The organism is Winogradskyella helgolandensis (assembly GCF_013404085.1).
GTDB classification, from domain to species: Bacteria; Bacteroidota; Bacteroidia; order Flavobacteriales; family Flavobacteriaceae; genus Winogradskyella; species Winogradskyella helgolandensis.
This window is the reverse complement of record NZ_JABFHO010000001.1, coordinates 1238074-1252964: the sequence shown is the minus strand read 5'-3', so window position 1 is coordinate 1252964 and position 14891 is coordinate 1238074. Positions and strand designations below refer to the sequence as shown.

Below are 14891 nucleotides of genomic sequence, written 5' to 3'. Positions count from 1 at the left end.
CGTAAGTTGTTTGGTCTAAACTTTGGCTTGAGATATCGTCTAACATAAGTAAACAAGTTACTACAACTAGGAAAATGACAAGCCCTCCAAGTATATTATTTCTCATAAGTAGGTCTCTTAATGGGTTGATAATGAAGTAAATTAAAACAAAAACCCGCTAAAAAACAAATTTATTCGACGAAATGCATTTTTATAATATTTGGCCTTGAAGTTTTTTGTGCAATAACATCGCATTTGTATCCGATAACTTTGATATATAGAGACATACAGCTAATAGATTATTGTACAACGATTCGTTATTGAGTTTTACGGTCTCTGGCAATATACTGTATAACAACTCATCATAATTAGACATCTTATCTTCAAAATAATGATGTGCCATTTCTCCAAATGATTCTAATAATTGATTCAAAATTTTATAACCAGCAATCTCTTTATTTATAACCTCCTTAGAACGGTACACATTTTTGATACTGATATTAATAATATCCTTGATTTGCGCTTTATACTGACTTACATCTAACAAAGCCGTTTCAAATTTACCTGCTAAAATATCTTCTTCATGTTTCATAAATAGAGTAGCTGCTTCATCTATTAAGCGTCCAATGGCTAACGCTCGTAAATAGCTTACGCGATCTTCAGTTGTTTTTAAGGCATGATAATTCTCCGTTTTAATAGAGCCTCTAACCAAATTAATTAAATACTCTAAAGCATACTCTTCTTCAATCAGTCCTAAGTTTATACCATCTTCAAAATCAATAATAGTATAGCAAATATCATCTGCGGCTTCTACTAAAAATGCTAAGGGATGCCTCTGATAGCTTACATACTCATCACTTCGTTTCGCCAAACCTAACTCAGAAGCTATAGTTTCGAACATTAATTTTTCACTTTGAAAGAACCCATATTTTTTATCTACTATATGATTCGTTGGCTTTTTAGGTAATGATTCTTTTGAGTATTTCGTAAATGCTCCTAGAGTCGCATAACTTAATCTTAAGCCACCTTCTCTTCCTTCACGACTTTCTGTTAATATTTTAAATCCATTAGCATTACCTTCAAAATCACATAAATCTTGATATTCTTTTTCGGTTAAGTGCTTTTTAAAGTCAGCACCACTCCCCTCTTTAAAATAAGCACCAATGGCTTTTTCACCAGAATGACCAAAAGGTGGGTTTCCAATATCGTGTGCTAAAGCCGCAGCAGCAACAATGGCACCAAAATCATTCATCTTATAACCATGAACATTTTCTAATTGCGGATGTTTCTTTAATAATAACTGTCCAACTTTACGACCTAGAGAACGGCCCACAACACTGACTTCTAAACTATGCGTTAGGCGTGTATGCACAAAATCGGTTTTTGATAACGGCACCACTTGTGTTTTATCTTGAAGGCCTCTAAATTCTGAAGAGAATATAATTCGGTCATAATCAACCTCAAACCCCAAACGGGTTTCATCTTGTTCTTTTCTTAATCTTTTATTGGTGTCTCCAAAGCGCTTTAAGGAGAGTAATTGTTCCCAGTTCATAGTTATAGTCTTATAAGATGCAAGATATATAAATTGCTATACAATTGATTACAGAAAGCTTAGATAGATGTTAGAAATTTTAATGTTACCTAATTGTTTCTAGAATATAAATCCACATAATATTAAGCTAACAATAACCTAACCTTTTAGTCACGAATCTTTAATTTTCATATAACCTACAAGAAAGCTAATCAGAGTTTCTTTGCGGCATAACATTTAATGATAAAAACAAAATGAAAACAATTAAAAATTTACTTTTCTTACTTACATTTTCTTTAGTTGCATTTAATTGCAGTAGTGATGATGATAACAGCACTGATGATGGCGGAGACACTAATGAACTTATCCAAAAATCAGGTATTTTAACAGAAAATGAAACTTGGACATCGAACAATATTTATCAATTAAACGGTAAAGTTGTTGTAAACGATGGTATTACTTTAACAATTGAAGCTGGAACTATCATTAAAGGTGCTGAAGGTTTAGAATCTTTAGCTTCTGCTTTAGTAGTAGATCAAGGTGGTAAAATTATGGCTGAAGGTACTGCTAGTAACCCAATTATAATGACTTCTGTTTTAGATAACATTACTTATGGTGAAACTACTGGAACAAACTTAGATATCAATGATTCTGGTCTTTGGGGTGGATTAATCATCTTAGGTCGTGCACCAATTTCAGTTAGTGGAGATGTTGAAACTGCACAGATTGAAGGTATTCCTGCAACTGAGCCTTACGGTCAATATGGTGGTTCTATTGCTAATGATAACTCTGGTACTTATAAATATATCTCTGTAAGACACGGTGGTATTACTATCGGTTCTGACAATGAAATTAACGGTGTTACTTTTGGTGGTGTTGGTTCTGGTACTACAGTAGATAACATAGAAGTTGTTTCTAACCAAGATGATGGTTTTGAGTGGTTCGGTGGAACTGTAAACGCTACAAACTTAATCACATGGGGTAACGGTGATGATGGTTTAGATGCTGACCAAGCTTGGTCTGGTACTGTAAACAATGCAATTGTTATCTTAGGTAGCGAATCTGGAAGTGCTTTAGAATTAGATGGTCCTGAAGGATCTGTTGCAACTGAAGCTGGTTACACTTTTAGTGATATTACTTTAATTGGTAATACATCTACATCTAACTACATAGCTGATTGTAGAGATGGTTTAATTGCAAACTTAAATAACATTTTAGTTTATAACTTCGGATCAGAATCTACAGTAAGAATTAGTGGTGCTGATTCACAAACAGAATTTTCTAATGATAGAATAGCTTTTTCTAACTGGGAAATTGTTTTACCAACAGGAATTGCTCTTACTGATATTATTGAAGCTGATGCAGATGCAGCAAAATTTACAGATAACGCAACTGGTATAGCAAATGCTTCAGCTGCTACAAAAGGAGCAAATACAACTGTATTTGGATGGACTTATGCAGCCTCTCAAAACGCATTCTAAATTAACAAACATAATTCTCAAAATGTCCGGAAATCACTTTCGGACATTTTGTATATTTTAAAATCATATTAAAATGATTAAATCGATATCTCTATTTTTTGCAATTTTATTATCCTTTTCCTTTGTATCGGCACAACAAACAGGAACTGTTACAGGTAAAATCTTTGACGGTGAGTTTAACGATGTACTTCCTTTTGCAAATGTTATAATTCAAAATACCGCTACAGGTACGACCACTGATTTTGATGGTGAATATAAATTAACTTTAGATGAAGGCACCTATACCTTAGTATTTTCATTTGTTGGTTATGAAACCAAAGCTATTACCGATGTGAAAATTGAGGCCAATAAAGTGGTAGAACTCAATGTGACGTTAAATCCATCGTCTTCTGCTTTAAGTGAAGTTGTAATTACAACTTCAGCACGCAGAAACACGGAAGAGTCCGTATTAAATCTTCAACGTAACTCTGCTGTTTTACTTGATGGTCTTTCTATTGAAAGCATAAAGAAAGCCGGAGCTAGTGATATTGCTTCTGCTATAAAAAGTGTACCAGGTGTTTCTGTCCAAGGAGGTAAATTTGTTTACGTAAGAGGTTTAGGAGATCGATACACAAAATCAATTTTAAACGGTATGGATATCCCAGGACTTGATCCAGATAAAAACACTGTTCAGATGGATGTTTTTCCGACAAACATTTTAGAAAACATAATTGTCATAAAATCAGGATCTGCAGATTTACCTGCTGATTTTACAGGTGGTGTTGTAGATATTATCACTAAAGATTTTCCATCGCAAAAAGCCATGAGCTTTTCACTTTCTACAAGCTACAATCCTGATATGACATTTAATTCTAATTATGTGACTTATGACGGTAGCGGAACAGATTTTCTAGGTTTTGATGGAGGAGATAGAGATTTACCAATTTCACCTACTAGCACAGTTCCAAATCCTGCATCGAGTAACAACTCTAGTTTAGAAGACATCACACGTTCGTTTAATAGTACCTTAGCTGCAGAGCGCGAAACGAGCTTACCAAACTTCAGCTTTGGTTTTAATTATGGTAACCAATTTAATGTTGGGGAGAATCGATTAGGTTTAATTGCCTCAATAAATTATAAAAATGAAACTCTTTTTTATGAAGGTTTTGAAAATGGGGTTTACCAAAAAAATGAAGACCGCAGTGTAAATGCTTTACGATTTGACAGAAGACAAATTGGTGATTTAGGAGAAAACAATGTTTTATTAAGCGGATTAGTAGGTTTATCTTATAAAACGGACAACTCTAAATATAACTTTAATGTCTTACACATACAAAGTGGGGAAAGCAGAGCTGCCTTATTTAGACAAAATACAGAAATATCTAATGATATTGATGTTGATAAAGATAACTTAGAATATACACAACGTTCTTTAACCAACTTTTTAATTGGTGGTCAGCATAACGATATAGAAAATGATTTTGTTACAGAATGGAAGGTATCACCAAGCTTTAGCCGTGTTTATGATAAAGATGTGAGATTAACCACTTTTATCTTAAACAACGATGGCTCTACAAGTATTAGTTCTGATGCAGGATTTCCACAACGTTTATGGAGAGACTTAGAAGAATTTAATGCCACTGCAAAGGTAGATTTCACAAAGAAGTATGATTTATTTGATAACCAAGCTGCGCTTAAATTTGGTGCTTTAGCGAGTTACAAACAACGTAATTATGACATTTATAAATATGAAGTTGCCTTTAGAGATATAAGCACCTCAGGTTTTAACGGAGATCCTAATGCGATTTTAGATCCAAGTAATATCTGGACCCCTGAAACCAATTCGGGTTCTTACATTCGTGGAAACTTTGAACCAGCTAACTCTTATGAGTCTACACAAAATACAGTAGCAGCTTATGTTTCAAATGAATTTAAAATAACAGATAAATTAAAATCTATCGTTGGTGTCCGTGCAGAATATTTCACAACACTATTTACAGGACAAAACAACAATGGTACTGAGATGTATGATAATGAAAAAACCATTGAAGAATTAGATTTATTCCCATCGGCAAACTTCATCTATGAAGCTAACGAAAAATCTAATATTCGTTTATCGTATTTCCGTACTGTAGCAAGACCTAGTTTTAAAGAATCGTCTGTGGTACAAATTTCAGATTTATTAACTGGACTTATATTTTTAGGTAATATTGATTTACAACCATCATACATCAACAACTTTGATGCACGATATGAATTTTTCGGTGAGAAGGCTCAAATGTTTGCGGTAAGTGCATTTTACAAAAGATTTAAAGACCCTATAGAGTTAGTAGCCTATTCTTATGTAGCACCAAATCAATTTACACCAAGAAACTCACCAGAAGCACAAGTATTAGGTTTAGAGTTTGAAGGTCGTAAAAACTTTAACTTTATTTCAGAATCTTTAGCAGACTTAAGTTTAAATGTCAACGTTTCAATTATTCAATCTGAAATTGAAATGGCCAAAGGTGAAGGGCAAGAGTATGAATCTAGACTACAGTTTGCAAGAGATGGAGAGACTATAGATGACACACGTGAGTTACAAGGGCAATCACCATTTTTAGTAAATGTTGGTCTTAACTACAATAATACAGACTCAGGATTTGAAACGGGTGTTTTCTATAATGTTCAAGGAAAAACGTTAGAAGTTGTCGGTTTTGGTCAAAACCCTGATGTGTATACACAATCTTTCAATAGTTTAAATTTTAATCTATCTAAAAGCTTCGGTAAAGACAACCGCTCTAAACTAAGTTTAAAAGTGGATAATATTCTTAACGACGATAGATTAAGCCAATATGAATCTTATGGAGATGTTAGCGCTGACTTTTCATCAAGAAATCCAGGCACAACGTTTAGCTTAGGCTATAGCATGAGCTTATAAACACACATTAAATGTTATATACAAAAAGAGCTGTAATAGTGTATTACAGCTCTTTTTATTTTTAACTTTATTTAACTACAATTCTATTTAATCTCTAGAGACTATGGTTCTATCATTAGACCATTCTACAACACTAACAATAGTATTATCTTTATAATCTACTTCTTTTAAAGAATGTCCTTCCCAGAAGAACCATTTTCCAACTTTTTTTCCAGCATTATAAGTTGCCACGGCTAATTTATTTCCTTCTACATCAAAACTAGTCCACTCTCCTTGTAACTTTCCATCGGCATTAAAAGCACCAGTTTGTTGAACTTCACCATTATCATAGAAATAAGTAGCAACCGTTAAATCACCTTTCTTTTCTAATTTTGGTTGATTCTTGTCTTGAGCATAAGTGAATCCTACACATAGCATTACTAACATTATGGCTATCTTTTTCATATCTAATTGGGTATTAATTCATATTTGTCTTACGAATATAGTAATTATTTTACATTTAAGCAATCTTTACGTAACATTTAGTTAACATTGAAAGTTTAAAGTATTGATTTACAATATTTTAAGAATTTATAAAAAATCACATTATAATAACAATGAATAAAACACAGAAAGAGACCATCGTCTTTCCACTTAAAAATGGGCAATTCATCAAACTTATTGTTATTCAGAATTAAAGATATAGTCATGATTACGTCCACAATATGACATCATTATTGCTCTTAATAATAACATTTAGGTAACATACACCTAAAACCATATAAAGATATTTACACATTTATTTTCAACTAATAATTATGGATAATATTTACCTATTAATGATCATTGCTTTAGTCATTTTGGCCGTTGCCGATTTGGTCGTTGGAGTAAGTAATGATGCGGTTAATTTTTTAAACTCAGCTATAGGATCTAAAGCTGTATCGTTTAAAACAGTAGTCATAATTGCGAGTGTTGGTGTTGCTATTGGTGCTATTTTCTCTAGTGGAATGATGGAGGTGGCACGAAAAGGTATTTTTAATCCGGAGCAGTTTATGTTTAATGAAATCATGATTATTTTCATGGCAGTAATGATAACAGACATTTTATTGTTAGACTTTTTCAATACTATTGGACTACCAACATCGACTACAGTATCTATAGTGTTTGAATTATTAGGAGCTTCTGTAGCTATGGCATTGATTAAAATTGGACACGATGGTGGTCAATTTTCAGATGTAATCAATTATATAAACAATGATAAAGCAACCGAAATTATTTTAGGAATATTGCTTTCCGTTGTCATTGCCTTTACTATTGGTGCTATTGTTCAATGGTTCACAAGGCTATTGTTATCAAATAACTTTGAGCAAAAAGCAAATTGGGTAGGTGCCATCTTTGGTGGACTTGCACTAACGTCAATCACCTATTTTATTTTTATAAAAGGATTAAAAGGAACGTCTTTCGCTAATAATAATTTTGACATTTTAGGAGGCCATACAATGGCTTACTTTTTAGAAAATCGTGTATTTACCATACTTGCAGCTAGCTCGGTGTTTTGGTCGCTTTTATCATATGCCGTAATTACTCTTTTAAAAGCTAACATCTACAAATTAATAATTATTGTTGGAACGTTTGCCTTAGCATTAGCCTTTGCAGGAAATGATTTAGTCAACTTCATTGGCGTACCTATGGCAGCCTATAACGCCTTTGAATTGTGGGTAGAATCAGGTTTAGCAGCAGATCAATTCCCAATGGGAGTTCTTGCAGAAAAAGTACCTGCAAACAATTGGTTATTATTTGCAGCAGGTATGATTATGGTTTTAACCTTATGGTTTTCAACTAAAGCAAAAAATGTTGTTAAAACATCACTAGACCTTTCTAGTCAAGGCGCAACAGAAGAGCGTTTTCAACCCAATTTTTTATCGAGAACTTTTGTAAGAAGTGCTATAGCAATGTCTCAAATGTCCTCTTATATTTTACCAGGTTCATGGCAGAAAAAAATTGACATGCAATTTGAACCACGACTAATTTCTAAAAAAGAGGAAACAGCAGACTTACCAGCTTTTGATATGGTAAGAGCTGCAGTAAATTTAATGGTAGCAGCCGTTTTAATCTCAATTGCCACCTCTTGGAAGTTACCATTATCAACAACTTATGTTACTTTTATGGTAGCTATGGGAACTTCTTTAGCGGATAGAGCTTGGGGAGCTGAAAGTGCGGTATATAGAGTTGCTGGAGTTCTTAACGTTATTGGTGGTTGGTTTTTCACGGCGTTTAGTGCCTTTGCAGCCGCTGCTTTAGTCGCTTATTTATTAAGCCTAAATCTAGAGGTTATGTTTCCAATCTTATTACTTGCTGCTATTGGCTTATTAATTCGAAGCTCTATTGCACATAGTAAAAAATCTAAGGCCATACTGGCTGAAGACAGTTTAACAAAAGCTGGAAGTAGTTCTGTACAAGGTGTAATTATTGAAAGTGCAGGTAACATCTCTAACGTTGTAAAACGTGGAAATAGAATTTACACTAACGCCATCGAAGGCTTGGCAAAACAAGATTTATCTTTACTGAAAAAGAATAAAAAACAAGTCACCAAACTCTCTGACGAAGTTGATATTCTTAGAGACAACATATTCTATTTTATTAAAAATTTAGATGAAACAAGTTTACGCGCTAGTAGCTTCTACATTAATATTCTAGGCTATTTGCAAGATATGACGCAATCTTTAGAGTATATCTCTAAAACAAGTCACAAGCATATTCATAATAATCATAAGAAGCTTAAATTTAGTCAGATTAAAGAATTGAAAGAAATTGACTTAACGCTTGAAGAATTATTCAATAATACAAAAGCAGCTTTCGACTCACATTCTTTTGAACAAATTGGAACTATAATTAAGCATAAAAAAGAATTGTTTGATTTAGTAACAGATAAAATTAATAAGCAAGTATCTAGAACTAGAACTGAAGAATCTAGTCCTAAAAACACAACGCTTTATTTCAGTTTACTTCTAGAAACAAAAGATTTGCTCACAGCAATGATGAATCTATTAGAAGAGTATTATAACTCGCATGATAGTTCTGTAGAACCTGCTACAATACATACAGAGCCTACAACTAACGAAACAGAAGAAGAGTAGTAAATCAAATCTACTATCCTTAATAAAAAGCTTCAAGTCTTAATACGATTTGAAGCTTTTTTTGTTTGTAAAAGACACCTTAGAAAATCAATCAAAACTAACGATATTAACAAGTTACATTAAAATTTAAAAATTTCATAGTTACAAATCAGATTAAGGTAGTTCCAAATAAATCACTTTAAATGTTAAATATTTTCAACATTCAACATCCAAACACAGCCTTTTATCGTATATATGACTTTAAAACAATAATAACCAAAATTCATAATATGAAGAAAATTTCAATCCTATTAGTAACCGCTGTTTTATTAAGTGCATGTGTATCTAAGAAAAAATACGTAGCGTTAGAACAACAACACGGTGAAACCGTAAGTGAGCTTACTAAGACAAGAGTAGAAAAAGAAGATTTAGAAAATAAATTTGCTGCAATTGAAGCACGTGTTAATCAATACAACGCCAAAATTCAATCTTTAAATGACGATGTTGAAGGGTTAACTATTGATAACAAAGCAAAATTTGAAGTTTCCGAAGACGGTACTGTAGCTTCTGGAGCTAGTAAAGAAAAAATGCGCGAAACGCTTAAAAACGTTAGTTCAGAAAAATTAGCAGGTGCTAAGACGTTAAAAGATTCTATGAATTTAGCGATTCAGTACAACCTAAGCAAAGCCATGAACACTAGCGATCTTAACGAAGATGAAGATATCGTAATAGATATTAACGAAACTGTTGTTATGATTTCTATTGATGATGATATGTTATTTAACACAGCAAGTTATAGAGTTGGAAACAAAGCAGATAAAATCTTACAGAAATTAGCTGACGTCATCAATTCTGAGCCTAGTTTAGATGTTATGGTAGAAGGTCATACAGATTCCAGAAGTATAAACACAGATAAAATTGCAGACAACTGGGATTTAAGTGTATTACGTGCCACTTCAGTAGTAAGAAAATTACAAAAGCAATTTAAGGTTGCACCAGAACAATTAATTGCATCTGGACGCAGTAGCTACCAGCCTCTAGTTGAAAACGATACGAATGCTAACAGAGCTAAAAATCGTAGAACACGCATTATTTTAATGCCAAACATTGATAAGTTCTTTGCTATGATGGAAGCAAAATAAATCCATTAACCTATTTATGGGTCAATTTAAAAAAGCATCCTCCCGAACAATTCGGCATTGGATGCTTTTTTTGTTTGTTAAGTTGTATTTTGTAAAAAAATTAGTTTTATGAAATCATATTTAGCAACTGTAGTCTTTTTGATATCCATCTCTGGTTTTAGTCAAGTTATATCTTCAAAAGCGCTATTAAAAAATGCCATGGATTACCACGATCCCAATGGTAACTGGACAAGCTTTAATGATACCTTCACTGTTGTAATGACCACTCCAAGTGCTCCAAAACGCACGAGCATTATTTCTATTAATTTACCTGACGACTATTTTAGTGTCACCGCTACAAAAGATAGCGTAACTACAACGTATACACTAGATAAAGGTAAGTGCCAAATGAGCTACAATGGTAAAGCTTTAGATAGTATTTCAGCTAAAGAAAAGAACATGACTTGCGATAGAGCCACCCTTTACAAAAACTACTATTCTTATTTATATGGCTTGCCCATGAAGCTTAAGGATCCTGGCACTAACCTTAGCGACAAGGTTGAAAAAAGAACCTTTAAAGGCAAAACGTATCTTGTTTTAAAAGTGACCTATGATGCCACTGTTGGAAGCGATGTTTGGTATTTCTATTTTAATCCAAAAACCTATGCTATGGAAATCTATCAGTTCTTTAAAACAGATACTAATGGCAAAGAGAAATCAGATACAGGTGAATATATAGTGCTAACTGAAGAAGCGCTTGTAAATGGCATTAAAATGCCTAAAGCTAGAGCTTGGTATTATAATAAGGATGACAAGTATTTAGGGACTGATACTTTGGTTGTGGATTAATACTCTCTACCAATTTGCCCAATTTTTTCTAATGCGAGCAAGGCATTTTTTCTCGCGTAAAATTCATCTTCTTTAACTACGTAAGTATTTGAAAAAGAATCATGCCAACCCTTGCCAATTGTGCCTAAAAAGGATAATGCATCAAATGGTATACACCTACTCAAGCTTCTTTGAAGTATTTGTTTTGTGGTAGGCTCACTACCATCAATAGAAACCACGATTGTTTTAGTAAAGAACTTCCCAAATGTTTTAAAGGTGTATTTTTCCATTACAAAGTAATAGAGAACTATAAACAAATAAGTTATAATTAGATCTTCAATTTCAGACATCCCATTCCAGTAGTCATTAAAAATATAAATACCTGTTAACTCGCCTAAATAATAAAACCCATAAGTTAAGGCATAGAAAAATAAATATTGGGGAATTGCATCAATAATATAATGGAGAAAACGCTGACTTTTGCTAGCTAATAAATCATCGGTAATTTCAAATGTATTTTCTTGCATGGCTGATGAACGATTTAAAGTACTCAAACATAAAAAAAGCATCTCAGTTATGAGATGCTTTTTGATTTTTAATTTATAAGATTCCTGCCTTCGCAGGAATTTGTTTAATTACCCTTCACAACTAGCACATTCTTTCTTTTGCTTAAACTTCTGTGCAGCATTCATACTGTGTTGGTAGTACAATGATTTTACACCTAATTGCCAAGCGGTAACATATATCTTATTAATGTCTTTTACTGGCATATCTGGATGCACCATAATGTTTAAAGACTGTGCTTGATCTATATGGTTTTGTCTATTTGCTGCTTGATAAATGATAGTCATTTGATCAATCTCAGAATAGGTTTTAAACACATCCTTTTCATGGTCAGTCAACTCTTCTAAATGTTGAACAGAACCATCATAATCACGGATGCTTTTCCAAATTTCATTGGTATTTAATCCTTTCTCTTCTAAAAGGGCTAATAAATACGGATTCTTAATCGTTGTTTTTATTTTAGCGATATCCTTTACATAACTATTAGACCATATTGGCTCAATACCTTGTGATACTTGTCCTAATATAAAAGCAGATGATGTTGTTGGCGCTACAGCATTTAAAGTGGTGTTACGTCTTCCGTACCCTTTTAATACTTCTGGCTCACCAAATAACTTAGCTAATTCTTCAGAAGCCTTAACTGACTTATCTTTTATGGTTTTAAAGATTTCACTATTTAAATCAAACGCTTCTTTACTATCAAAACTTACCATTTTAGATTGCAATAACGAGTGCCATCCTAAGGCTCCTAATCCTAAAGCTCTATTTTCTTTAGCAAAGTTATAGGCTTTTTCCATAAACATGAAGGTTTGTCTATCATCTCTATCTGCAGAATCTCTATAAACCTCTAGTTTTGTAATGAACTCTTCTAAAACAGCATCTAGGAAATATACCATTGTTTCAACAGCGTCTGTATCTTTCCACTTATCGTAATGTAATAAGTTTATAGACGATAACACACATACAAATGACCATTCTTCATTTGTAGGCAACATAATTTCTGAACATAAATTACTAGCGTAAATCTCATGTTTTTTATCGCGATATACATCTGGAGCAGCATTATTAGCATTATCCCTAAAGAATATATAAGGATATCCTATTTCACCTCTACGTTGTAAAACTTTTGCCCAAATAGCTCTTTTATCAGCATCTCCATCAATCATTTCTTGCATCCACTCGTTACCAACAGTAACACCATGCGTTAATTCTTGAATTGGATTTCCTTCTGTTCCTATTTCTAAAAACTCGTGAATATCTTGGTGATCTATTGGTAAGTACGGAGAAAAACGACCTCTTCTCACTGATCCTTGACTTACAACATCGACCATTTTTTCGAACAACTGCATAATATGCACAGCTCCTGAAGACTCACCGTTATTTTTTACAGGTGCTCCTCTATGACGAAGTTTACCAAAATAACCAGAAGTACCACCTCCTAATTTAGACATCATTCCTACTTCCGACTGTGTATACAAGATATCTCCCATATCATCAGAAATATGCGACCCAAAACAACTAATTGGTAAGCCACGTTTTTTTCCAAAGTTAGACCACACTGGAGATGCTAATGAGTAATAGCCTTCTGCCATATACCCATAAAACTTATCTGCAAAACCATCAATGCCTAATATTTTTTCTGCATTATTGGCAATTTCTCTAATACGTTCTTCTGGAGTTGTATCTCCTGTAAGATAACCAGAGGCTAAAAATTGACGACTATGTTCTGTTAACCATTTTATTTCTGGTTCAGCCTTTGCTTCTTTTATGGCTTCTTTTCTAGCTTTGATTAACTCATCGTGGCTAGATGTTTTTGTTGTTTCGTGGATCACTTTGTTTTTAATGTCTTGGTTCATAGGGTGGTTGGTTGTTTAAAATAGGTCGTCGCCGGTTACACTTTTTTGTCTCTTTGCATAATTGATAGAACGTTTCACGAAGAAATCTCCATGTTTAGTTCCTATAATTTCGTCATCAAACCAATCGGTTTGTTCTAATAATTTTTCATCAACATCAAATACTTTTTCAATGCCAATACTTTCTAATGAATTGTTGAATCTGTTTTTAATAAATTCATTTATGACATCTTTTGGTAAGAAGTCTAATTCTCCTGCTTCAAAAATCCAATCCACTAATTTACTTTCAGAATCAAAAGCTTCTCTACATAATTCTCTAACTAAAGAACTATGTTCTTCATCAAACCATGTTGGGTTTTCTTTTTTGATAATTTTAATAATGTCAATTCCGAAATCACCATGTATTTGTTCTTCTTTAGACGTTGCTTCCACGACATTAGAAACACCTTTAAGCATGTTCTTATGTTTGTTAAAAGCCATGATGATTAAAAACTGAGAAAATAAAGAGACATGTTCTATAAAAAGAGAAAACAATAAAATTGATTCTGCATATTCCTTATTATCCTCACTTTTAGAATTTTTTAAAGCCGTTTCTAAATAATGAACACGTCTCATTATTACTGGCTTTTTCTTTAAGTTTTTAAATTCGTTATTAAGACCTAAAATTTCTAATAAATGCGAGTAAGCATCGTGATGACGTACTTCACTTTCAGCAAATGTTGCTCCTACAGATCCGATTTCTGGTTTCGGCATTTTGTGGTAAATATCTCCCCAAAATGATTTTACTGCCACTTCAATTTGAGAAATAGCAAGCATTGTATTTTTAATCGCATTTTGCTCAACAACGGTAAGTCTTGTTTTAAAATCTTGAATATCGCTTGTGAAATTAAATTCTGAATGAATCCAGTATGAGTGTCTAATAGCATCTACATACTCATTAAGCTCAGGATACTCATAAGGCTTTAAGTTAATACGCTTTTCAAAAATATTTGTTTTTCTAAGTCTTGATTGTTCGTCTCTATATAATATGTAAGCTTTTGCTACACTAGGAAAAGAGCTTGTCATTAATTTTTCTTCAACAAGATCTTGTACCTCTTCTACAGTAGGTAAATAATTATGGTCCTTCCCTTTTCTGTTTAATAACGTTTGTAAAACATCTACTGAAATTGAATTTGCATCTTCTTTAGTGCCGTTTCCAACAGAAAGCATTGCTTTTTCAATAGCGTTAGAAATTTTATTTAAAACAAACGGACTTGTTTCATAATCTCTTTTAATAATCTGAGTAATCTCCATAATTCCTTTTAATTTATAGCCTATCTAGTCATTAGAGTGATTTGAAATCATTCTAAATATATTGGTGAATCCGTTAAACGTTTTATGTTTTTCCTTTATAGAAATAAAGGTGCGAATTTTATAAAAAATGATTTTTCTGTACTTTTTTTTAAATCCAAAAAGCTAGAAAAATCTATTTTATTTTGCTCCCAACAAAGATTGACAATTGAGATTAAAAATGAAAGGTAATTTTATAAACATTGTCAAC

10 protein-coding genes are annotated in these 14891 nt (G+C 32.8%); 5 read left to right on the top strand and 5 right to left on the bottom strand.

Annotated features, from left to right (window positions below; all coding sequences use genetic code 11):
• Positions 1-190 precede the first annotated feature (190 nt).
• Positions 191-1531 carry a deoxyguanosinetriphosphate triphosphohydrolase gene (locus tag HM992_RS05105; protein WP_179318944.1) on the bottom strand — a complete coding sequence of 447 codons (1341 nt, stop codon included), beginning with the start codon at positions 1529-1531 and terminating at the stop codon, positions 191-193.
• Between the two features lie 233 nt (positions 1532-1764).
• On the opposite strand from HM992_RS05105, the gene HM992_RS05100 reads away from it, so the two are divergent.
• On the top strand, positions 1765-2991 hold the full coding sequence (locus HM992_RS05100) for a hypothetical protein (protein ID WP_179318943.1): 1227 nt from the start codon (positions 1765-1767) through the stop codon (positions 2989-2991).
• 73 nt (positions 2992-3064) lie between these two features.
• Complete coding sequence (locus HM992_RS05095) at positions 3065-5890, top strand: TonB-dependent receptor (RefSeq protein ID WP_179318942.1); 2826 nt, start codon at positions 3065-3067, stop codon at positions 5888-5890.
• An 87-nt stretch (positions 5891-5977) separates the two neighbouring features.
• Here the strand turns inward: HM992_RS05095 and HM992_RS05090 are convergent, their stop codons facing one another.
• Entirely contained in the window at positions 5978-6334 is a 357-nt protein-coding gene (locus tag HM992_RS05090; RefSeq protein ID WP_178986085.1) for a toxin-antitoxin system YwqK family antitoxin, read from the bottom strand.
• Positions 6335-6687: 353 nt separating this feature from the next.
• Here HM992_RS05090 and HM992_RS05085 point away from each other — a divergent pair, with 353 nt between their 5' ends.
• The 3 genes from HM992_RS05085 to HM992_RS05075 all read left to right on the top strand — a co-directional run bounded on the left by HM992_RS05085 (position 6688) and on the right by HM992_RS05075 (position 10955).
• Positions 6688-9006 (top strand): inorganic phosphate transporter, encoded by a 2319-nt coding sequence (locus tag HM992_RS05085; RefSeq protein WP_178986086.1) that lies wholly within the window; start codon positions 6688-6690, stop codon positions 9004-9006.
• A gap of 269 nt (positions 9007-9275) precedes the next feature.
• On the top strand, positions 9276-10127 hold the full coding sequence (locus HM992_RS05080; RefSeq protein WP_178986087.1) for an OmpA/MotB family protein: 852 nt from the start codon (positions 9276-9278) through the stop codon (positions 10125-10127).
• 108 nt (positions 10128-10235) lie between these two features.
• Complete coding sequence (locus HM992_RS05075; RefSeq protein WP_179318941.1) at positions 10236-10955, top strand: DUF6503 family protein; 720 nt, start codon at positions 10236-10238, stop codon at positions 10953-10955.
• Here HM992_RS05075 and HM992_RS05070 read toward each other — a convergent pair.
• The 3 genes from HM992_RS05070 to HM992_RS05060 all read right to left on the bottom strand — a co-directional run bounded on the left by HM992_RS05070 (position 10952) and on the right by HM992_RS05060 (position 14644).
• The gene (locus tag HM992_RS05070) at positions 10952-11461 is read right to left on the bottom strand and encodes an RDD family protein (RefSeq protein ID WP_179318940.1); all 510 of its coding nucleotides are present in this window, start codon (positions 11459-11461) and stop codon (positions 10952-10954) included. The genes HM992_RS05075 and HM992_RS05070 overlap by 4 nt on opposite strands.
• Positions 11462-11569: 108 nt before the next feature.
• Positions 11570-13354: a ribonucleoside-diphosphate reductase subunit alpha gene (locus tag HM992_RS05065; RefSeq protein WP_179318939.1), complete on the bottom strand. Its 1785-nt coding sequence runs from the start codon at positions 13352-13354 to the stop codon at positions 11570-11572.
• Between the two features lie 15 nt (positions 13355-13369).
• Positions 13370-14644, bottom strand: a complete 1275-nt coding sequence (locus tag HM992_RS05060; protein WP_178986091.1) for a ribonucleotide-diphosphate reductase subunit beta — start codon at positions 14642-14644, stop codon at positions 13370-13372.
• Between the last annotated feature and the right edge of the window lie 247 nt (positions 14645-14891).